The sequence below is a fragment of the Paraburkholderia sp. Ac-20340 genome, assembly GCF_017104965.1.
In the GTDB taxonomy this organism is placed as follows: domain Bacteria; phylum Pseudomonadota; class Gammaproteobacteria; order Burkholderiales; family Burkholderiaceae; genus Paraburkholderia.
Genome location: NZ_JAAGPR010000007.1, coordinates 291,874 through 311,346, shown reverse-complemented (window position 1 = coordinate 311,346; position 19,473 = coordinate 291,874). Strand labels below are relative to the sequence as shown.

The 19,473-nt window shown below is 63.1% G+C and carries 16 protein-coding genes; 12 read left to right on the top strand and 4 right to left on the bottom strand.

What is annotated here, in order from left to right; genetic code table 11:
- Together G3N59_RS12510 and G3N59_RS12505 are read right to left on the bottom strand one after the other, a co-directional pair.
- Positions 1 to 1,776 (bottom strand): GMC family oxidoreductase, encoded by a 1,776-nt coding sequence (locus tag G3N59_RS12510; protein WP_205982919.1) that lies wholly within the window; start codon positions 1,774 to 1,776, stop codon positions 1 to 3.
- The gene (locus G3N59_RS12505) at positions 1,776 to 2,513 is read right to left on the bottom strand and encodes a gluconate 2-dehydrogenase subunit 3 family protein (RefSeq protein WP_205982918.1); all 738 of its coding nucleotides are present in this window, start codon (positions 2,511 to 2,513) and stop codon (positions 1,776 to 1,778) included. Before G3N59_RS12505 ends, G3N59_RS12510 begins: the two co-directional genes overlap by 1 nt.
- Before the next feature lie 567 nt (positions 2,514 to 3,080).
- Here G3N59_RS12505 and G3N59_RS12500 point away from each other — a divergent pair.
- From G3N59_RS12500 to G3N59_RS12455, 10 genes are all read left to right on the top strand, one after another.
- Positions 3,081 to 4,016, top strand: a complete 936-nt coding sequence (locus G3N59_RS12500) for a dihydrodipicolinate synthase family protein (RefSeq protein ID WP_205982917.1) — start codon at positions 3,081 to 3,083, stop codon at positions 4,014 to 4,016.
- Positions 4,017 to 4,051: 35 nt separating this feature from the next.
- A complete protein-coding gene (locus G3N59_RS12495) occupies positions 4,052 to 5,635 on the top strand; it encodes an aldehyde dehydrogenase (NADP(+)) (protein WP_205982916.1) in 1,584 nt (527 codons plus the stop codon).
- A 319-nt stretch (positions 5,636 to 5,954) separates the two neighbouring features.
- Positions 5,955 to 7,055, top strand: coding sequence for an extracellular solute-binding protein (locus G3N59_RS12490; RefSeq protein ID WP_241023412.1), 1,101 nt, complete (start codon positions 5,955 to 5,957; stop codon positions 7,053 to 7,055).
- 85 nt (positions 7,056 to 7,140) lie between these two features.
- Positions 7,141 to 8,220, top strand: a complete 1,080-nt coding sequence (locus G3N59_RS12485) for an ABC transporter ATP-binding protein (protein WP_205982914.1) — start codon at positions 7,141 to 7,143, stop codon at positions 8,218 to 8,220.
- Entirely contained in the window at positions 8,217 to 9,098 is an 882-nt protein-coding gene (locus G3N59_RS12480) for a sugar ABC transporter permease (RefSeq protein ID WP_205982913.1), read from the top strand. The genes G3N59_RS12485 and G3N59_RS12480 overlap by 4 nt, the downstream gene beginning before the upstream one ends.
- A gap of 41 nt (positions 9,099 to 9,139) precedes the next feature.
- A complete protein-coding gene (locus G3N59_RS12475) occupies positions 9,140 to 10,027 on the top strand; it encodes an ABC transporter permease (protein ID WP_205982968.1) in 888 nt (295 codons plus the stop codon).
- A 64-nt stretch (positions 10,028 to 10,091) separates the two neighbouring features.
- Positions 10,092 to 11,849: an L-arabinonate dehydratase gene (gene araD, locus G3N59_RS12470; RefSeq protein WP_205982912.1), complete on the top strand. Its 1,758-nt coding sequence runs from the start codon at positions 10,092 to 10,094 to the stop codon at positions 11,847 to 11,849.
- A 138-nt stretch (positions 11,850 to 11,987) separates the two neighbouring features.
- Positions 11,988 to 13,187, top strand: coding sequence for a porin (locus G3N59_RS12465; RefSeq protein WP_205982911.1), 1,200 nt, complete (start codon positions 11,988 to 11,990; stop codon positions 13,185 to 13,187).
- 237 nt (positions 13,188 to 13,424) lie between these two features.
- Positions 13,425 to 13,766, top strand: coding sequence for a zinc ribbon domain-containing protein YjdM (locus tag G3N59_RS12460; RefSeq protein ID WP_205982910.1), 342 nt, complete (start codon positions 13,425 to 13,427; stop codon positions 13,764 to 13,766).
- A 129-nt stretch (positions 13,767 to 13,895) separates the two neighbouring features.
- Positions 13,896 to 14,690 (top strand): TSUP family transporter, encoded by a 795-nt coding sequence (locus G3N59_RS12455; RefSeq protein ID WP_205982909.1) that lies wholly within the window; start codon positions 13,896 to 13,898, stop codon positions 14,688 to 14,690.
- Positions 14,691 to 14,761: 71 nt separating this feature from the next.
- Here G3N59_RS12455 and G3N59_RS12450 read toward each other — a convergent pair whose 3' ends face one another.
- Together G3N59_RS12450 and G3N59_RS12445 are read right to left on the bottom strand one after the other, a co-directional pair.
- A complete protein-coding gene (locus G3N59_RS12450) occupies positions 14,762 to 15,586 on the bottom strand; it encodes an NAD(P)-dependent oxidoreductase (RefSeq protein ID WP_205982908.1) in 825 nt (274 codons plus the stop codon).
- 69 nt (positions 15,587 to 15,655) lie between these two features.
- Entirely contained in the window at positions 15,656 to 16,960 is a 1,305-nt protein-coding gene (locus G3N59_RS12445) for an MFS transporter (protein ID WP_321813494.1), read from the bottom strand.
- 566 nt (positions 16,961 to 17,526) lie between these two features.
- On the opposite strand from G3N59_RS12445, the gene G3N59_RS12440 reads away from it, so the two are divergent.
- A complete protein-coding gene (locus G3N59_RS12440; protein WP_205982907.1) occupies positions 17,527 to 18,261 on the top strand; it encodes a ribonuclease activity regulator RraA in 735 nt (244 codons plus the stop codon).
- A 180-nt stretch (positions 18,262 to 18,441) separates the two neighbouring features.
- Positions 18,442 to 19,377, top strand: coding sequence for an aldose epimerase (locus G3N59_RS12435; RefSeq protein WP_205982906.1), 936 nt, complete (start codon positions 18,442 to 18,444; stop codon positions 19,375 to 19,377).
- The last annotated feature ends 96 nt before the right edge of the window (positions 19,378 to 19,473 follow it).

Genomic DNA, 19,473 nt, shown 5'->3' with positions numbered 1-19,473 from the left:
TCACACGCTCACCAGAGGGCCGGGGTTCTTCAGATACTGATTGCGGATGGCCTTCGCCGACCAGTACGCGAGTGCGGCAACCAGACCCGTCGGGTTGTAGCCGATGCCCTGCGGAAAGGCCGATGCGCCCAGCACGAACACGTTATGCACGTCCCAGCTCTGCAGATAGCGATTGAGCACGCTGGTCTTCGGGTCCGTGCCCATCACCGCGCCGCCCACGAGGTGGGTGGTCTGGTAACGGCGCGAATCGAAGTGCGCGCCGAATTCGCGCGTATAGACGTTGATGGACTGCGGGCCCATCGCCTCGGCGATCTTCTTCATCTGGCCGGTCACGTACTGCGCCATCTTGATGTCGTTGTCCTTCCAGTCGAAGGTCATGCGCAAGAGCGGCTGGCCATACGAATCGCGATAGGTCGGATCGAGGTCGAGGAACACGTCGCGATACGACATGTTCGAACCGTGCGCGTCCATCGACACGGTATGCGCGTAGTGGTCCTTGACGGCCTTCTTCCACTGCGAGCCCCAGTTGGGCGTGCCCGCGGGCGTAGCGATGCCGCTGATCGGCTTCACGCCCGCCTGGTTCACCCACAGCGGCGAGCCGCCGACGAAACCGAGCGGACCGTGATCGAAGTTATCGGCGTTGAAGTCGTCCACGGCCACGCCGTTGCCGCCCGCGCCGATGAACGGATTCGTGTACGTGTCCTTGTCGAAGAACGCGGTGATGGTCGAGAGATTCTGGTACGCGAAATTGCGGCCCACGACGCCTTCGCCCGAGACCGGGTCATACGGCTTGCCGATGCCCGAAAGCAGCAGCAGGTGAACGTTGTGATACTGGAACGCCGAGACGATCACGAGATCGGCGGGCTGGAACACTTCCTGGCCCGACGGATCGACATAGGTGACGCCGGTGGCGCGCTTCTTCGTATCGTCGAGTTCGACGCGCAGCACGTGGCATTTCGCGCGCAATTCGAAGTGCTTTTCCTGCTTGAGCGCGGGCAGGATGTTCAGGTTCGGCGAGGCCTTCGAATACATGTAGCACGCGTAACCGCTGCAATAGCCGCAGAAGTTGCACGGGCCCATCTGCACGCCATACGGGTTCGTGTACGGACCCGAGGTATTGGCCGACGGCAGACGATACGGATGCAGGCCGAGCGACTTCGCCGCATCGGAGAAGCGCTGCGCCGAATACGTATTCAGTTGCGCGGGCAACGGAAAATTGTCGCTGCGGCGCGCTTCGAACACATTGCCGTCGCCCACGACCTTGTCGCCCACCTTGTACGCCTGACCCGAGGTGCCGAAGACCTTTTCCGCGAAGTCGAAATGCGGCTCCAGTTCGTCGTAGCTGACGCCGTAATCCTGGATCGTCATGCCTTCGGGAATGAACTTCTTGCCGTAGCGCTCTTCGTAATGACTCTTCAGGCGCAGCTCTTCCGGCGTGATGCGAAAGTGCACGCCCGACCAGTGCAGACCCGCGCCGCCCACGCCTTCGCCGGGCAGAAACGCGGCGAGCTGACGATAGGGCAGCGCCGTATCGGCCGCGCTGTGGCGGATCGAAACGGTGGTCTTCGAGAGGTCGAGGAAGAGCTTCTTGCGGATGTTGTAGGTGAGCTCGTCGATGGTGTTCGGGTACGCGCCATCCGGGTAGGTGTCGCGATACTCGCCGCGTTCGAGCGCGACCACGGACAGACCCGCTTCCGTGAGTTCCTTCGACATGATCGCGCCAGTCCAGCCGAAGCCGACGACGACCGCGTCCACATGAGGTTTCTTGATCGCCATTACGTGCGCTCCCCGTTGATCGAAACTGGACCGTACGGGTAAGCCTTACCGTTCTGGTTCACAAAATCCATGAAGTCGGCGCGCGCGCCGGGAAAACCGATCATCTGCCACGCGGCCATGTTCTTGTTGCCGCCGTGGATCGGATCGCTGAAATAGCCTTCGCGCGTGTTCTGCAGCAACTGGCCGAAGAACACCTTGGCCGGCACGCCGTCCAGTTCGACCTTGCCCGCTTCGAGCGCGCCGAGCACGGCGTCGCGCGTGCTGGCGTCGAGCGCGTCGAAGTCCTTGCCGTACGCCTTGCCGCAATACGCGTTCACCGCCGCGATGCCGAGGCGATACAGATCGCGCGGCACCAGCTTCATCTGATAGCCGAGTTCCGGCACGCCTTGCTGGAATGGCCCCTGCATGTACCAGAGCGCGCCGTGCGCGTAGGGCGTATCCATCTGACGGTCGATGAATTCGGGCACGCCGGCTTCGAGGGCGCCCGGGCCTTCGGCATCGGCGGGAATCAGACGGTCGACGGCCGCGCGCAGGAAGGTCCATTCGCGGGCATCGAAGAAGCGGGGTTTGTAGTCGGCTTGAGCGGACTGGCTCGCGCTCGCCTGGCTGCCGCCTTGCGCGGCGCCCGCAGACGGCTGCGAGCCGCCCTCGCAGGCCGCGAGCGCGCCGGTTGCCGGAACGAGCACCACCGCCGTGCGCAGGAAGCCCCGGCGTGACGAGAGAGGAGATTCGGACATGGTTGGATTCTGTATCAATTCGACGCGGCCTGATCTGGCCGTGCCGTTTGCGGGGGAGCGGCTTTTAGCCTGGGCCGCATTGCGGGGCAATGGTAATTGGAACCGGTTCCATTATTATCGAAGAATTTTACAACAATCAATTTCAGTCGCTGTAGGGGTGGGGGTGGACCGGGGGATGTGGTAGGGCTGCGGGGCGGTGGGATAGTGCTGCTTGCGCCACAGATTCTTTATGCGAATCAGATGCTTACTGGCGATGAGCTCGCTTCGGCTTGAGCGAACGGCGAAGCTCGAAGGACGTTTTCTGACAAGTGACGCGTTGCCGCTTTTGTTGCTTTTAGGGGAAGAATCGGCGCGGCCGGTTGTCAGAAGCCGGGAGGATTTGCTAAGGCATTGCGCTGCCGGTATTTGTCTGATGAGAAAGGGGAATCGCTCAGATCCCTTGTGGCGCAGGCCACCGAACCCGCCCTCCAAACAAACCCTAACAAATCGCCAAGTTGTTTGACAACTAAGCGAGGCCGGTGCTACTGTTCAGTTCATCGACAACCCTCCCATCCAGCACGAGGCCTCATGAACGTGTCCCCGATCGTCGAGAGCGAATTCGCTTCGACCGTGATGGCGGTGCCCCCCCTGGCACGCCGCCCCGATTTCTCGCTCGACGTTGAAGCTAACGGCAAGCTCATCCGTCACATGGAAGCGGGCGGTATCCGCACGCTGCTCTACGGCGGCAACGCAAACCTCTACCACGTCGCCGTCAGCGAATTCCGCGAACTGCTGGACATGCTCGCCGAGCAGACCGCACCGGAAACGCGCGTGATCCCGGCCATCGGCCCGGACTACGGCAAGATGCTCGACCAGGCGCACATCCTCGCGCAGACGAAATACCAGACCGCCATGGTGCTGCCGCTCGCCGGTTTCACCACGCCCGCAGGCGTCGAAGCCGGTCTCACGCGCATCGCCGACGCCGCCGGCATTCCGCTCACGCTCTATATCAAGAGCGAAGATTACGTCGATGTGGACACGCTCGTGCGCCTGATCGACCGCGGCACCCTGATCGCCGTGAAATACGCCATCGTGCGCGCCGATCCGGCCAACGATCCGTATCTGCGCCGCCTGCTGCAAAGCGTGCCGGCTTCGAAGGTGGTGTCGGGCATGGGCGAGCGTCCCGCACTGGTCCACGTGCGCGACTTCGGTCTGGCTGCATGGACCACGGGTTCGGGCTGTATCGCTTCGCACGCCGTCATGGCGCTGCTCAAGGCCGCGAAGGAAGGCCGCGCCGACGAAGCGCAACGCATTTATGACGCCTTCATGCCGCTCGAAACGCTGCGCGACGATATCTCGCTGATCCGCGTGCTGCACGACGCCGTCACGCTCTCCGGTATCGCCGACATGGGCCCGATCCTGCCGCTGCTGTCGCAGTCGCCGGCCGAAGCGCTGCCCGCCATCGGCGCGGCCGCGAAGGAACTGCTGGCGTTCGAGCAGTCGCTGGCGGCGGCGCACGCTTGAGCGCCTCGCAACCGATTGAACTGAACGGAGCAACCATGTCGTCTATCACCGGAAACATGCTGCTGGGCGCGCAGGCCGTGCGCGGCCAGGCGGGCGAGATGCGCGCTTTCGCGCCCGCGCTCGGCAAGGACATCGAGCCGTCGTTCGGGCTCGGCGGCAAGGCCGAAGTCACGCGCGCCTGCGAACTCGCGGCGCAGGCGTTCGACGCCTTCCGCGCCGCGCCGCATGAAACCCGCGCAAAGCTGCTCGAAACGATCGCCGAACGCATTCTCGGCATCGGCGACGAACTGATCGAGCGCGCGATGCTGGAATCGGCGCTGCCCAAGGCGCGCCTCGAAGGCGAGCGCGGCCGCACGGTCGGCCAGTTGCGCCTGTTCGCGTCGCTGGTGCGCGATGGCCGCTGGTGCGGCGCGGTGCTCGATTCGGCGCTGCCGGATCGCAAGCCGCTGCCGCGCTCGGACCTGCGTGCGCAACGCATCGGCCTCGGCCCCGTGGCCGTGTTCGGCGCGAGCAACTTCCCGCTGGCGTTCTCGGTGGCGGGCGGCGATACGGCTTCGGCGCTGGCTGCCGGTTGTCCGGTCGTCGTGAAGGCGCACCTTGCGCATCCGGGCACGTCGGAACTCGTCGGCCGCGCCATCCAGCAGGCCGTCGCCGATGTCGGTCTGCCCGAAGGCGTGTTCTCGCTGATCTTCGGCGGCGGCAACGAAACCGGCGAAGCGCTGGTCGCGCATCCGGCCATCAAGGCGGTGGGCTTCACGGGCTCGCGTCGCGGCGGTCTGGCGCTGGCGCAGATCGCGTCGCAACGCGCCGAACCGATCCCCGTCTACGCCGAAATGAGCAGCATCAACCCGATGTTCGTGCTGCCGGCCGCACTGGCTGCACGCGGCGAGGCGCTGGCGCAGGGTTTCGTCGATTCGCTCACGATGGGCGTCGGCCAGTTCTGTACCAATCCGGGCCTGGTGCTGGCGATCGATTCGCCGGAACTCGACCGCTTCGTGCAGACCGCGAGCGCGGCGCTCACGGGCAAGCCTTCGCAAACCATGCTGACGGCGGGCATCGCCTCGGCATATGGCGAAGCGGTGGCGGCGCGCAAGACCGCGCAAGGCGTCGAGCAACTGGCCGAAGGCACGCAGACGGACGCGCAGTGCGCCGCGCTGCCGCTGCTGTTCAAGACCAGCGCGGAATCGTTCCTCGCGCAGCACGCGTTGTCGGACGAGATTTTCGGGCCGACGTCGATCGTCGTGGCGTGCCGCGACGAAGCCGAACTCGTGCGCGTGGCCGAGCATCTCGAAGGCCAGCTCACGGCCACGCTGCAGATCGATCGCGACGACTACGCCATGGCCGCGCGTCTGCTGCCGGTGCTGGAGCGCAAGGCCGGCCGCATTCTGGCGAACGGTTTCCCGACCGGCGTCGAAGTGTCGTACGCGATGGTGCACGGCGGTCCGTTCCCGGCCACCTCCGATGCGCGCACGACCTCGGTGGGCGCGATGGCGATCGAGCGTTTCCTGCGTCCGGTCTGCTATCAGGATCTGCCGGCGGAACTGCTGCCGGTGGCATTGCAGGACGAGAACCCGCTCGCGCTGTGGCGTCTGCGCGACGGCGAGCTGGTGCGTAAATAAGCGCTAAAACCTCGCGCGAAGGCGCTTGCAGAACCGCTGCAAGCGCCTTCCTCGCAAGGCTGCCGATGAAGCTTTCAGATCAGGCTTAAAAAGTTCTTACATCGGCAGATACGTTGCTTGACAACTTGATGTGTGGTTCGGCATCCTTTGACCGCGGCGCTCAGACACGACCTCGGCTAAAAACGGCGAGGCAAGAACAAAGAAATAGCCCAGCCGCAAAGAAAAAATTCCATAAACAGAGTGAGGAGATGCGATGTTCGATGGACGCTTGAAGGCCAGGGTGCTGGCCGTTTGTGTGGCGGCCGTAGCGGCGTTCGGCATGAACGCGGCAAAGGCTGATCCTGTTTCGCTGAACATTGTCGACGTGGCCGGCAATCTGCAACTCACGCAGAAAGCTTTCGAGGCGTTCAAGGCGAAGTACCCGAATCTCGTTTCCAATATCACCTATACCAACGCGCCCGCGCCACAACTGCCTGGCAAGATCAAGGCGATGCAGGCCGCCGGCCGCGCCGATATCGATCTCGTCCTCACGGGCACCGACGCGCTTGCCGCGGGCATCGAACAAAACCTGTGGATGAAGCTGCTGCCGGATCAAACGGCGGCGCTGCCGGGCGTGCTCGACAAGTACGCGCCGGGTCCGCGCAAGATGCAGGAACTCGCGCAGGGCTACGGCCTGGAAGTGTCGTATATGCCTGCGGGTCCGCTGGTCGAATACAACCCTGCGAAAGTCGCGAAGCCGCCGCATACGCCCGCTGAACTGCTCGCGTACTGCAAGGCCAATCCGGGCAAGCTGATCTATGCGCGTCCGGCCAATTCGGGTCCGGGCCGCACCTTCCTGATGGGCCTGCCGTATCTGCTCGGCGACAAGAATCCGCAAGACCCGATCAACGGCTGGGACAAGACCTGGGCCTTCCTCAAAGAGCTGAATTCGTGCGTGCCGTATTACCCGGGCGGCACCTCGGCGGTGATGAAGGAACTGGGCGAGGGCACGCGCGACATGACGGTGACCGTGACGGGCTGGGACATCAACCCGCGCGCGCTCGGCATCGTGCCGGCCGAGTTCAAGGTGCAGGCCTTCGACAACATGACGTGGGTGAACGATGCGCACTTCATGGTGGTGCCCAAGGGCGTGTCGAAGGAAAAACTCGCCGTGCTGCTCAAGCTGATGAACTTCATGCTCGAACCGCAGCAACAGGCGATGACCTACGACGATGGCTACTTCTATCCGGGCCCGGCCGTGAACGGCGTGACGCTCGCGATGGCGCCGAAGCAAAGCCAGGACGTGATCGCCAAATATGGCCGTCCTGAATACGCGAAGTGGCTCACGCAGTATCCGCACGTCCAGCCGCTTTCGGCGCAGGCGATGGTCGCGGCATTCCAGAAATGGGATCGCGAAGTCGGCTCGCAGAAGTCGCAATAATCGGTGTAAAGGGCGCGAAGCCAGGTTTCGGGCAATGCCTGAAACCTGGCTCTGAAAAGTGGATCACGTGGGTCAGGAAGGTGTCATGAAGCATTCTTTCGATCGTCTGCGTCTGGACGCGGTATGTCGGAGTTTCGCCAACGCAGAGGGCGTGCAGCTCGCCGCGTTGCGCGGTCTCGATCTCGACATTCGCCGTGGCGAATTCATTGCGCTGCTCGGCCCTTCGGGTTGCGGCAAGTCGACGGCGCTCAACTGCATTGCGGGCCTGCAACCGCTCACGAGCGGCAGCATCTGGCTCGACGAACAACGTATCGACGTGCTGCCGCCCGAGAAGCGCGGCTTCGGCATGGTGTTCCAGAATTACGCGTTGTTCCCGCACATGACGGTGTTGGAGAACGTGGGTTTCGGCTTGAAAATGCAGGGCGTTTCGCGCGAGGAAACGAAGCGTCGCGCGCGCGAGGCGCTGCAACTCGTGCAACTGGTCGGCCACGAAAGCAAGCTGCCGGGCCAGCTCTCGGGCGGCCAGCAGCAACGCGTGGCGATTGCGCGCGCGATCGTGATCGAGCCGCCGCTCGTGCTGATGGACGAACCGCTTTCGAATCTCGATACGAAACTGCGCATTGAAATGCGCGCGGAAATCCGCCGCATTCACGGTCAGCTCGAACGCGCGACCATCTACGTGACGCACGATCAGGACGAGGCGCTCTCAATGGCCGATCGCATCGTCGTCATGAAAGAGGGCGTCGTGCAGCAGGTCGCCACGCCCAAGGAAGTCTATAGCCGCCCGTCGAATCTGCATGTGGCGCGCTTCATGGGTTATCGCAATGTCGTGCCGTTCGCGGTGAGCGGCGAGCGTGGCGAACATGTCGCGTTGTCGGCATCGGGTATCACGCTCACGGGCGTGCCGATGGGCGACGTGCGCGGCGGCGAGATTTCCGTGGCGATGCGCCCCGAAGATTTCGAGCGCGCCAATGCGGGCGATGCGAACGCCTTCGACGTCGAAGTCGAAATGGTCGAATACGGCGGCCGCGATTCGCTGCTGCTCGCCAATGCGCCGTTCGGCAAGCTGTGGGCGCGCGTGGAAGGCGAATTCGAAGCGGGCGAGCGCGCCACGCTGCGCGTCGCGCCGTCGCGCGTACTCGCCTATGCGGAGCGTGCCGCATGAGTACGCTCGTCACGTCGCTCACCAAGGCGCCGCGTGACGCGCGCGGCTGGCTGGTCGCGCCTGCGCTCGGCTTCATCATCGCGCTGTTTCTCTATCCGTTCGCCTACGGCCTCGTGCTCTCGTTCAAGCCGATGAACGGCGGCGGCATGCTCGCGAACTACGTGCAGTTCTTCCACGATCTCGCGTTGTGGCCCACCGTGTTCGTCACGCTCAAGCTGGCCATTCCCGCGACCATCATCAACGTGGGGCTGTCGCTGCCGGTGGCGTTCGCGCTGCGCCGCAAGTCGCCGTATCAGAAGCTGGTGACGACGCTGCTCGTGATTCCCGTGACGCTCGGCACTGTGCTGATCGCCGATGGCATGCTCAGCTACTTCGGCCCGAACGGCTGGTTTCCGCAGGCGCTGCACGCGGTTCATCTGTACACGAGCGAAGAGATTCGTCTCACGCACAACTACTGGGGCGTGCTGATTTCGCTGATCGTCTCGGGTTTTCCGTTTGCGTTTTTGCTGACACTGTCCTACGTGACGGGCATCGATCCGACGCTTGCGCGCGCGGCCGCCACGCTCGGCGCCGGTCCGTGGCAGCAGTTCCGTTTGATCTATCTGCCGCTGCTCGCGCCCGGTCTGACGATGGCCGCGTGTCTGTCGTTCGTGCAGGCGTATTCGGTGTTTCCTTCGGCGGTGCTGCTTGGCGCGCCGGCCGGTCCCACGCGCGTGATTTCGATCGCGGCTTCGGAAGCGGCGTTCGAAAGCTATGACTACTCGCTCGCCTCGACGATCGCGATTGCGATGGGCTTCGTGCAACTGTTGGTGGTGGCGGCGATGCTCGGCGCGAAACGCTTCTTCTATTCGGGCCCGGTGAGCGGAGGGAAAGGCTGATGACCGCACATCAACGCAACGCAGCCGGCCTGCACGCGAATATGCCGGATGAGCAGCGCGGCAGCGCCGCTGGCGGCGCCAGTGCGCCGCAAACGAAGCCGCGCGCCAGCGTGCCGGACATCCTCTGGAAAGTGCTCGTCTGGGGCGGCGTGGTGTTCTTCCTGCTCAACGTGGTGCTGCTGATCGCCACGGTGGGCGTGAATTCCATCGCCACGCGCTGGTTCGGCACGCCGCTGCCGCAGGGTTTTACGCTGCACTGGTACGCACAGGCATGGCGCGATTTCCAGCTGGGCAGCGTGCTGTGGGTCACGTTCGAAGTGGTGGGCGCGGTCGTGCTGCTGTCCATCGCGCTCGGCGTGCCGGCCGCCTATGCGCTCGCACGCGCGCAGTTTCCGGGCAAGCGCATCTGCATGCTGGTGTTCCTGCTGCCGCTGATGGTGCCGCCTGTGACCTACGGGATTCCGATGGCCACGGCGATGTACCAGACCGGTCTCGCGGGAACCTTGACCGGCGTGATCCTCGCGAACCTCGTGCCCGCGCTGCCTTTCGTGATTCTCGTGATGACGCCGTTCATCGAGCAGATCGATCCGAATCTGGAATCGGCGGCGCGTATTTTCGGCGCGAACACGCTGCGCTATTTCCGTTATGTACTGCTGCCGCTCCTCGTGCCGGGGATGCTGGCGGCCGGGCTGCTCGTGCTGGTGCGCACGATTGGCATGTTCGAACTGACTTTCTTTACCGCCGGACCCGACACGCAAACCCTCGTCGTCGCGCTGTATTACGCAGTGTTCTCGACGGGCGTACGCGCGCCGCAGTCCATCGACGCCATGGCGATGATCTACATGGCTATCACGCTTGCATGGGTGCTGGTCGCGCTGCAATTCGTCAGCCCGACCCAACTCGTGTCGCGTGTGAAGGAATCGCGCTAGCGCGATGTCGGCCCGCGCCGGCGGTTTTATTGACACATCCGCGGAAACACTGGAGCAAGGCAAGATGAGCAACAAGCGAAAGACCCCCGAAGAACTGCGCAGCCACCGCTGGTATGGCGTGAACGACCTGCGATCGTTCGGCCATCGCTCGCGCACGGCGCAGATGGGCTACAGCCGCGAGGAGTACGCGGGCAAGCCGGTGATCGCGATCCTCAATACGTGGAGCGAGATCAACCCCTGCCATACGCACTTCAAGCAGCGCGTGGAAGAGGTCAAGCGCGGCATCTGGCAGGCCGGTGGTTTCCCGGTCGAACTGCCGGTGCAAACGCTCTCCGAGCCGTTCCAGAAGCCCACCACGATGCTCTATCGCAACTTCCTCGCGATGGAAGCGGAAGAAACGCTGCGCTCGTATCCCGCCGATGGCGTCGTGCTGATGGGCGGCTGCGACAAGACCACGCCCGCGCTGCTGATGGGCGCGATCTCGATGGATCTGCCGACCATCTTCCTGCCCGCCGGTCCGATGCTCAACGGCAACTGGAACGGCGTGACGCTGGGTTCGGGCTCGGATACCTGGAAGTACTGGGCCGACCTGCGCGCAGGCAAGATCACCGAAGAAGACTGGAAGGGCGTGGAAGGCGGCATCGCCCGCTCGCCGGGCCACTGCATGACGATGGGCACGGCATCGACGATGACGAGCGCCGCGGAAGCGCTCGGCTTCACGCTGCCGGGTTTCGCCTCGATTCCCGCGCCGGATTCGCGTCACGCGCAGATGTCGGCGAAAACCGGCATGCGTATCGTCGAAATGGTCTGGGAAGACCTCAAGCCTTCGGACATCATCACGCGCAAGGCCGTCGATAACGCGGTCACGACCTGCCTCGCGCTCTCCGGCTCGACCAATGCGATCGTGCACATGATCGCCGTGGCGCGCCGCGCCGGTGTCGATCTGACGCTCGCGCACTACGACGATGTCGCGCGCCGCACGCCGGTGCTCGCCAATATCCGCCCGACCGGCAAGTACCTCATGGAGGACTTCTATTATTCGGGCGGTCTGCGCGCGATGCTCAAGGAACTGGGCGATCTGATCGACGGTTCGCAGATGACGGTCAACGGCAAGACGCTGGGCGAAAACATCGCCGATGCCGAGATCTACAACGAAGAAGTGATCTATCGTCGCGCCAAGCCGCTGATGCCGGACACGGGGCTGGCCGTGCTGCGCGGCAATCTCGCGCCGGACGGCGCGGTCATCAAGCCGGGCGCGGCCGAAAAGCGTCTGCACGTGCACACGGGCAAGGCGGTGGTCTTCAAGGACTACAACGACATGGCCGCGCGCATCGACAGCGAAGACCTGGATTGCGACGAGAACAGCGTGATCGTGCTGCAGCACGCGGGTCCGGTCGGCGCGCCGGGCATGCCCGAGTGGGGCCAGTTGCCGATTCCGCAAAAGATCCTGCAAAAGGGCGTGCGCGACATGCTGCGCATTTCCGATGCGCGTATGAGCGGCACGAGCTACGGCGCGTGCGTGCTGCACGTGGCGCCCGAATCGTTTATCGGCGGTCCGCTCGCGCTGGTGCAGGACGGCGACCTGATCGAGTTGAATGTGCCGGAGCGCCGCCTGAACGTGCTGATCTCCGATGAAGAAATGGCGCGCCGCAAGGCCGCGTGGGTCGAGCCGGAGCCGCGCTTCAAGCGCGGTTATGGCGCGATGTATCAGATGCACGTGATGCAGGCGAACAACGGCTGCGAATTCGACTTCATGCAACGTGAAGGCGCGGGCGGCTGTGGCGGTAGCAGCGAAGCGGGCGGCGAACCCGAGATCCACTAAGCGGATCGGGTTGGCACCTGAAGGCACGGGGCGTTGCGTAAAGCGGCGCCCCGTGCCGCCAAGGAGGAGCACTCTCGCAATGAGATTCAAACGTAGTTAAAAAAGCAATACATCACAACGATTACATCAGGAGTACAGATGAAGAAGACCCTTATCGCATCCGCGCTTGGATTCGCGGCGTTGGGCGCACACGCCCAGAGCAGCGTCACGCTGTACGGTATCGTCGATACCGGTATTGGTTATCAAAGCAGCTCGGCATCGCTGGGCAGCAATTCGGGCGGTCATTCCGCCGTCAAGATGGTGCAGGGCGTGTGGGCCGGTTCGCGTTTCGGCTTGAAGGGCGGCGAAGATCTGGGCGGCGGCACGCGCGCGATCTTCCAGCTTGAAGAGGGCTATAACTCGGCGAACGGCGCGCAATCCACTTCGAATCTGATGTTCAGCCGCGCGGCGTTTGTTGGCGTTGCGAACAAGGACTACGGCACGCTGACCGCCGGCCGCCAGTACGCGCCGTACTACACGCTGCTCTCGCCGTATAGCCCGACCACGTGGCTCACGGGCGCATACGGCGCGCACCCGGGCGATCTGGATTCGATGGATACGATTTACCGGATCAACAATTCGCTCGTCTATACCTCGCCGAATATCGCCGGCTTCACGGTCAGCGGCATGTACGCGCTAGGCGGCGTGGCGGGCAGCACGGGCGCAGGCCAGTCGTGGAGCGTGGCGGCCAACTATATCCACGGTCCGGTTGGGCTGGCGGTAGGCTTCGAGCGTCTGAGCAACTCGACGAGCGGCGGCGGCACCTGGGGGACGAGCTCGACGGCATACAGCAACGGCGAGCCGGGCGTTTCGGGCGTGACCAATGGCTACCAAACCGCGAAGACGCAACAGCGCCTTGCGGTGACCGGCGGCTACGCATTCAACTCGCAATGGGATATTTCGGCATCCTATTCGAACGTGCAATACGTGGCGGGTTCGGGTTCGAAGTTCTTCGACACGCAGATCTGGAACACCGGCGGCGTAGTGCTGCACTACAAGCCGTTCGTGACGCTCGATCTCGCAGCCGGCTATAGCTACACGCGCGCAACCAAGGCCAACGGCATCAGCAGCGCGGCTTCGTACCAGCAGTTCAACCTCTCGCAGTACTACAGCCTGTCCAAGCGCACGGGGCTGTACTTCGTCGAGGCTTATCAGCGCGCGGGCGGCCAGACGCTCGGCACGAACGGTGCGGGCAACATCATCAACGCGACCGCCGATATCGGCGACGGCCAGAACAGTGCGCCGTCCTCGTCGCGCAGCCAGGTGGCGGGCGCGATCGGCATCGTGCACCGGTTCTAAGCGTTACACCGGATTTTCACGCTCCGAGGCAGGTTTGACGGCGGCGCCATTGCGGCGCCGCCGTTTTTTTATCGGCTGATGCGAAAGGGAGCGTGTGGTGAATCGGGGATTTGACTTGTAAGCGGCGGCTGCAACGGCATGTGAATCGCACACGAAGCGCGCGCCGGAAATTAAGCGATGAACCGGGCACGGTATACTTTCGCGCTTTCGTAGAACTTGCCAGACCAAGGATTCAACATGAGCGCACTGCCTCCCTGCCCGAAATGCCATTCCGAATTCACGTATGAAGATGGCAGCACCTTCGTCTGCCCGGAATGCGCGCATGAATGGTCGGCACAAGCCGCCGAAGCGGGCGATGCCGCCGCACGGGTGTATCGCGATTCCGCCGGCAATATCCTTCAGGACGGCGATACCGTCACCGTCATCAAGGACCTGAAACTCAAGGGTTCGAGCGGCGTGGTCAAGATGGGCACCAAGGTCAAGAATATTCGCCTGGTGGACAGCGACCACGATATCGATTGCAAGATCGACGGCTTCGGCGCAATGAGCCTGAAAACGGAATTCGTGAAGAAGGCTTGACGCGGTCCGGGCGATCCGGGCGATAAAGTCGAGGACGATGGACCGGTCGCGGCCTGAGCTATCATGCAGGCCCGGCATCGCAAAAATCCCGATGCGAGTTGCCGTTCATCCACGCACTCATCGTCCACGATGTTCGATTTCCACTTTTCCGGGGGCGTTCTGCTCCCGCATATGCAGTCGCTCGACGCGCTGCAGCTTTGCGGTATCGCCATTGCGCTCGTGCTCGGCGGCATGGTGAAAGGCGTGACGGGCATCGGCGTGCCGCTCGTGGCGATGCCGATCCTCACGCACTTCCTGCCGGTCAAACAGGCGGTGCTGCTGCTATCGATGCCGATCATTCTCGGCAATATTCCGCAGGCGCTCGAAGGCGGGGAATTCTGGAAGACGGTCAGGCAGATTGCCGCGCCCTTGATCGGCACGGTAGTTGGCAATGTGGTGGGTGTTTCGCTGCTGATCCACCTGGAGCCGCATCATGCGCAGGCGGCTTCGGGGCTCGCGTTGATCGTGGCGGCTGCGTTGCTGCTGGCTTCGCCTAAACTCGCGCTCTCGCCTGCGTATGTGAAGCCGGTGGGCTTTCTGCTGGGTTTTGGCGCGGCGTTGATGGAGAGCATCGCTTCGGTGCCGGGGCCGTTGCTGGCGATGTATCTGATCGCTTCGGGTGCTTCGGGGCGAGTGTTCACCAAGCAGATCGCGATCATTCTGGTGGTGTCGGTACTCACGCTCATCACCACGTTCAGCGGCGGCGCGCATGCGAACGGCACCGATCTGGGTATCTCCGCGCTGGCGAGTGTGCCGGCGATCATCGGCATGTTTTTGATCCGGCCGCTGCGCGATAAATTGCATCCGCTGGCGTTTCGCGTGGTGGTGCTGGTGTGCGTGCTCGCGGCCGCGGTGCAGATGATTATTAAGTCGGGTGTGGTGTGATGGGTTGGGGCGTGCTGTAAAAAAGCGCCCATGTGGGCGCTTTTTCGTTTCGAGCAAGCAATCTCAGGCGATCAACCCTTCTTCCCACGCTGCTCAACCGGCGTGAAATCAAAGCTCGCGAAACTGCCGCCCTGATAACGCTGCGCCGTCGCATCGAGCGGATTTTCCTTCGCGAGAATCTCTTGCGCCCAGTCTTCCGCGTCCTGCTTCGGCTCGTAGCCCAGACGCTTCGCATCGTCGCTGGCGCCTTCCTGCGTCCAGTAGCTGCGCGTGTTGTTCGACACGCCCCACACCACCGCAAAGCCAATCGATTCCACATTGATCACGCGATCGATCATATGGAACAGGTCCTCGTGACCGAACCACGTGCTCAGATGGCGAAACTCCGTCGGCTTCGGCAAACAGCTACCGATGCGCACATTCACCGTTTCGATGCCGTGCTTGTCCCAGTACAGCCGCGCCAGCGATTCGCCCCACGCTTTCGACAGCCCGTAGAAACCATCGGGACGAAACGCGCAGTCGAGATCGAGCTTGTCTTCGACCGGATACATCCCGATCGCGTGATTCGAGCTCGCGAACAGAATGCGCTTCGTGCCATGCCGGCGCGCGCCTTCATACACTTCCACCAGCCCGCGCAGATTGTTCTCGATGATCTCGGGCAGGGGACGCTCGACGCTCGTGCCCGCCATGTGGATCAGCACATCTACGCCGTCGAGCAGACGATCGACCACTGCGGGATCGCGCAGGTCGCCGTGCATGACGTCTTCGCCGTCGAATAGCGGTTCGAGCGGCTTCGTGCCGGCCGCGGAGCGCAGGTTCACGCCGCGCTCGTGCAGACCCTTGCGCAGGACGGTGCCAAGCTGGCCGGCCGCGCCGGACAATGCAACTTTCTTCACAGTGGTTTTACCTCACATAAAAACGCCAAAAGCCGGCACCCTCGCGGGTGCCGGCCGATGATCGATCGATCAGGCCTTCACGTTCTGCGCGTGCAGCGTGGTCGTGGCGACATTGTCGCGCTGCTGGTTCGAGATCAGACGCCAGGCGACGCAGGCGCCGATGATGTCGAACAGCATCAGACACACGAACAGAGGGTTATAGCCGATCGTGGTGGCCAGTGCGCCGACGATGAGCGAAAACACCGTCGCGCCAAGATAACCGAACATGCCCGACAGGCCCGTGGCCGTCGCCACTTCATGCTGGCCGAATACGTCCGAAGCGAGCGTGAACAGGGCGCCGGAGATCGTCTGGTGCGCGAAGGTGCCGACGCAGAAGAGGGCGATGGCGGCATACGGGCTGGCAACGAGGCCCACGCAGGCCGGGCCGACCATCAGCAGCGCGCCGGTCGTGATGACGAGCTTGCGCGAGGTGATCAGCGAGCAGCCGAACCAGCGGATGAACAGCGGCGCCAGGTAGCCGCCGATCAGGCAGCCGAGGTCGGCGGCCAGGAAGGGCATCCACGCGAACAGCGCGATTTCCTTCAGGTTCATGTGACGCACGGTGACCATGTAGAGCGGAATCCACGCGCCGAAGGTCTGCCATGCCGGTTCCGCGAGCATGCGCGGGATGCCGATGCCCCAGAAGCGGCGCGTCTTCAGCACTTCCTTGAACGAGGCGCGCTTGCCGATGCCGGCCTTCTGCGCGTCGGTCTGACCGGCGCTGATGTACTCGGCTTCTTCCTTCGAGAGCTTCGGGTGCTCGGCGGGCGTCTTGAAGAACACGAGCCAGAGCGCGACCCAGATCAGCGCCACGCCGCCCGTCAGGACGAAGGCGAATTGCCAGTTGTACTTGAGAATGCACCAGACCACGAGCGGCGGAGCGATCATCGCGCCGATCGACGTACCGGTGTTGAGCCAGCCCGTGGCCACCGAGCGCTCCTTGGCCGGGAACCACATGCTGATGGACTTCATGCCGGCCGGGAAGATCGCCGCTTCGCTCATGCCGAGCAGGCCGCGGAAGAACGCCAGCGCGGGCCAGCTGCTGGCCAGGCCGTGCAGCATGTTGGCGATGGCCCAGCCGAACGCGAAGATCGCGAAACCAATCTTCACGCCCACCGAATCGAGCACGAAGCCGGCGATCGGCTGCGAGAGCGCATAGCAGGCCTGGAAGGCCGTGACCACGTACGAATACTGCTGCGTGGTCATGTGCATCGTCTGCGTGAGCGTGGGCGCGGCCACGGAAAGCGAACTACGCGCGAGATAGTTGAAGACCGTACCGATCATGATGAGGCCGATGATCCACCACCGCACCCCTTTGATAGTCTTGCGTTGCACTGCTCGTCTCCTGTCGAACCGTCGGCGGATGCTCTGGAAGTATCCGTTCCGGTCCCGTGTTGTGGCCGCCTGCGTTCGTGCGTCCCGATGAATGTTGTCAGCGTGTGTCTGCTGGTGGCGTAGCCGCCGTGTTGTCATGCAACCCTGCGGTCCCGCACCGTTGTTCAGCCTTTTTTCGGTTCTCTCTGGTGGGCCGTGACGGGCCCGGATAGGGCTCGTCATGTAAGACATCATTCTATTTGCCGCAAAGTTGTAAAGCAAATTATGTTTGGATGGGGATTTCCCTGGGACGTGGCGCAAATCTGCGGGTGATCAAAGGCCGTGCGGATCGTCGAAGGCGGTGCTGGACAAGTGCATTCAAGCCGACGAATCAAGGCTCGAGCGGGTTGTCCGATGACCTGTGCCGAAGCAAGACCCATCGGGCTGGTTGACAATTTTCGTGTTGTATTACAACAATGCGAGCATTGCGCCCGGCGATGGTTTTCTCGAACTGCCTACGAGGTTCCATCAATGCCTGGCGGCCAGCCTGCGCGACCCTCGCGCGCCACAAAAACGGACGAGACACGATGAATTCACCCGCCATCCCCGTGAGCGAACAAGCGCTCGAACAACTGCGCCACGTCTCCACGGCCACGCTCACCACCCAGCTTTTCAAGCACGGTCTGCGCAACGTCTTTATCCAGGGCGTGAAGCCGCTGGCGTCGCCCGCGCCCGGCACGCCCAATCTGGTCGGCCCGGCCTTCACGATGCGCAACATCCCGGCGCGCGAGGATCTCGACCAGTTGAGCGCGTTCCAGAATCCCGAGCATCCTCAGCGCAAGGGCGTGGAAACCGTGCCCGCCGGTGCGGTGCTGGTGCAGGACTGCCGCGGCGTGACCGATGCGGCGTCGATGGGCTCGATCCTCGCCACGCGTCTGAAGATGCGCGGCGTCGCGGGCATGGTTTCGGACGGCCCGGTGCGCGACAGCGCGACCATCGCCGCGCTCGGCATTCCGGTCTATTGCGCGGGCGCTTCCGCACCGCTCAATCTCTGCAAGCATCACACCGTCGATCTGAACGTGCCGATCGGCTGCGGCGGCGTGGCGGTGTTTCCGGGCGATATTCTCGTGGGCGACGCCGATGGCGTGGTCGTGATTCCGCGCCATCTCGTCGAGGAAGTCGCGCAGGCGGCGGTGGAGCAGGAATCGCTCGAATGCTTTATCACCGAGCGCATCGAGGCCGGTGCGGCATTGCCGGGCACGTATCCGCCCAACGAAGCCACGCTGGCCGCTTACGCCGAGTGGAAAAAGGCGCGCGGTTAAAGACAAAGACAAAGACAAAGACAAAGACAAAGACAAAGACAAAGACAAAGACAAAGACAAAGACAAAGACAAAGACAAAGACAAAGACAAAGACAAAGACAAAGACAAAGACAAAGACAAAGCCAGGTTGGCGCGAGCAGCCTGGCGCACGACAAAAGTTTTCTCTATTTCCGATACGACATGCCGAAGTTTCAGGACCAGGAAGTCATCGAAATCGTGCGCGGCGGTTCGCGTCTGCTGCTCGCGCCGCAAGCGGGCGGGCGTCTGCTGTCGTGGCATCTGCACGGCGCGTCCATCATCCATTGGCCCGATGCCGCCGACTGGACGCAGCCCGCGCTGGTGCGTGGCGGCAATCCGCTGCTGTTTCCGTTTATCGCGCGGCATCGTGTGGATGGGCGCATCGGCTTCTGGCGCGATGCGCAGGGCGTCGTGCGCGAAGTGCCTTTGCACGGCTTCGCGCGCGATCTGCCGTTCGCTGCGCAAGTCGATGAAGACGGCGCGAGCGTGCGCATGACGCTCAAAGATAGCGCGGCGACGCAGGCGGGCTATCCGTTTCGTTTCCGCTTCGAGGCGGTGTATCGGCTGGTGGATGAAGCGACGCTCGAAGTCAGCCTGATCACGACGAATACGGCAGAAGTTTCCGATGCGAAAGATTCGTCCGACGCGCGCATGCCGTACTACGCGGGCCATCATTTCTACTTCGCGTTGCCGCACACGCAGCGCGGCGAAGCGACGCTCACGCTGCCGCGCAACGTCTACCGGCATCAACTCGCCGACGGCACGACGACCGAGCCGCAAGCTGGCGCCACGCGCTATGCCTTCGACGACCCGCAGATCGTCGATCGCTTTCACTGCATCGAAGGCGAGCCGGAAACACCTGTACGTATCGATATCCCCACGCTGAACCGCAGCATCGAAATCGACTTGAAGCGCCCGGATTCATTGCCCTGGTACGCGGTCACCTCGTGGACGCTCGCGCCCGACGCCGATTTTTATTGCGTCGAGCCGTGGCTCGGTTTGCCTGACGCGATCCACAACGGTCTGGGCTTGCGCTGGCTGGCGCCGGGACAAAGCGAAACGGCCACGCTGCGCATCGCCGTGAGCGCCTTGCGATGAGCGGCGAAGACATTGTTGTAAATATCGCAGAAGCCTTGCCGGATGGGGCGTTTCGCTCTGTGACTGCGTCATATGACTTACAATCCACGACATACC

Bases quoted from the DNA above. Each gene is read 5' to 3' on its own strand.
- G3N59_RS12510 (WP_205982919.1), bottom strand. From the start codon at position 1,776: ATGGCGATCAAGAAACCTCATGTGGACGCGGTCGTCGTCGGCTTCGGC.
- G3N59_RS12505 (WP_205982918.1), bottom strand. From the start codon at position 2,513: ATGTCCGAATCTCCTCTCTCGTCACGCCGGGGCTTCCTGCGCACGGCG.
- G3N59_RS12500 (WP_205982917.1), top strand. From the start codon at position 3,081: ATGAACGTGTCCCCGATCGTCGAGAGCGAATTCGCTTCGACCGTGATG.
- G3N59_RS12495 (WP_205982916.1), top strand. From the start codon at position 4,052: ATGTCGTCTATCACCGGAAACATGCTGCTGGGCGCGCAGGCCGTGCGC.
- G3N59_RS12490 (WP_241023412.1), top strand. From the start codon at position 5,955: ATGAACGCGGCAAAGGCTGATCCTGTTTCGCTGAACATTGTCGACGTG.
- G3N59_RS12485 (WP_205982914.1), top strand. From the start codon at position 7,141: ATGAAGCATTCTTTCGATCGTCTGCGTCTGGACGCGGTATGTCGGAGT.
- G3N59_RS12480 (WP_205982913.1), top strand. From the start codon at position 8,217: ATGAGTACGCTCGTCACGTCGCTCACCAAGGCGCCGCGTGACGCGCGC.
- G3N59_RS12475 (WP_205982968.1), top strand. From the start codon at position 9,140: ATGCCGGATGAGCAGCGCGGCAGCGCCGCTGGCGGCGCCAGTGCGCCG.
- araD (WP_205982912.1), top strand. From the start codon at position 10,092: ATGAGCAACAAGCGAAAGACCCCCGAAGAACTGCGCAGCCACCGCTGG.
- G3N59_RS12465 (WP_205982911.1), top strand. From the start codon at position 11,988: ATGAAGAAGACCCTTATCGCATCCGCGCTTGGATTCGCGGCGTTGGGC.
- G3N59_RS12460 (WP_205982910.1), top strand. From the start codon at position 13,425: ATGAGCGCACTGCCTCCCTGCCCGAAATGCCATTCCGAATTCACGTAT.
- G3N59_RS12455 (WP_205982909.1), top strand. From the start codon at position 13,896: ATGTTCGATTTCCACTTTTCCGGGGGCGTTCTGCTCCCGCATATGCAG.
- G3N59_RS12440 (WP_205982907.1), top strand. From the start codon at position 17,527: ATGAATTCACCCGCCATCCCCGTGAGCGAACAAGCGCTCGAACAACTG.
- G3N59_RS12435 (WP_205982906.1), top strand. From the start codon at position 18,442: ATGCCGAAGTTTCAGGACCAGGAAGTCATCGAAATCGTGCGCGGCGGT.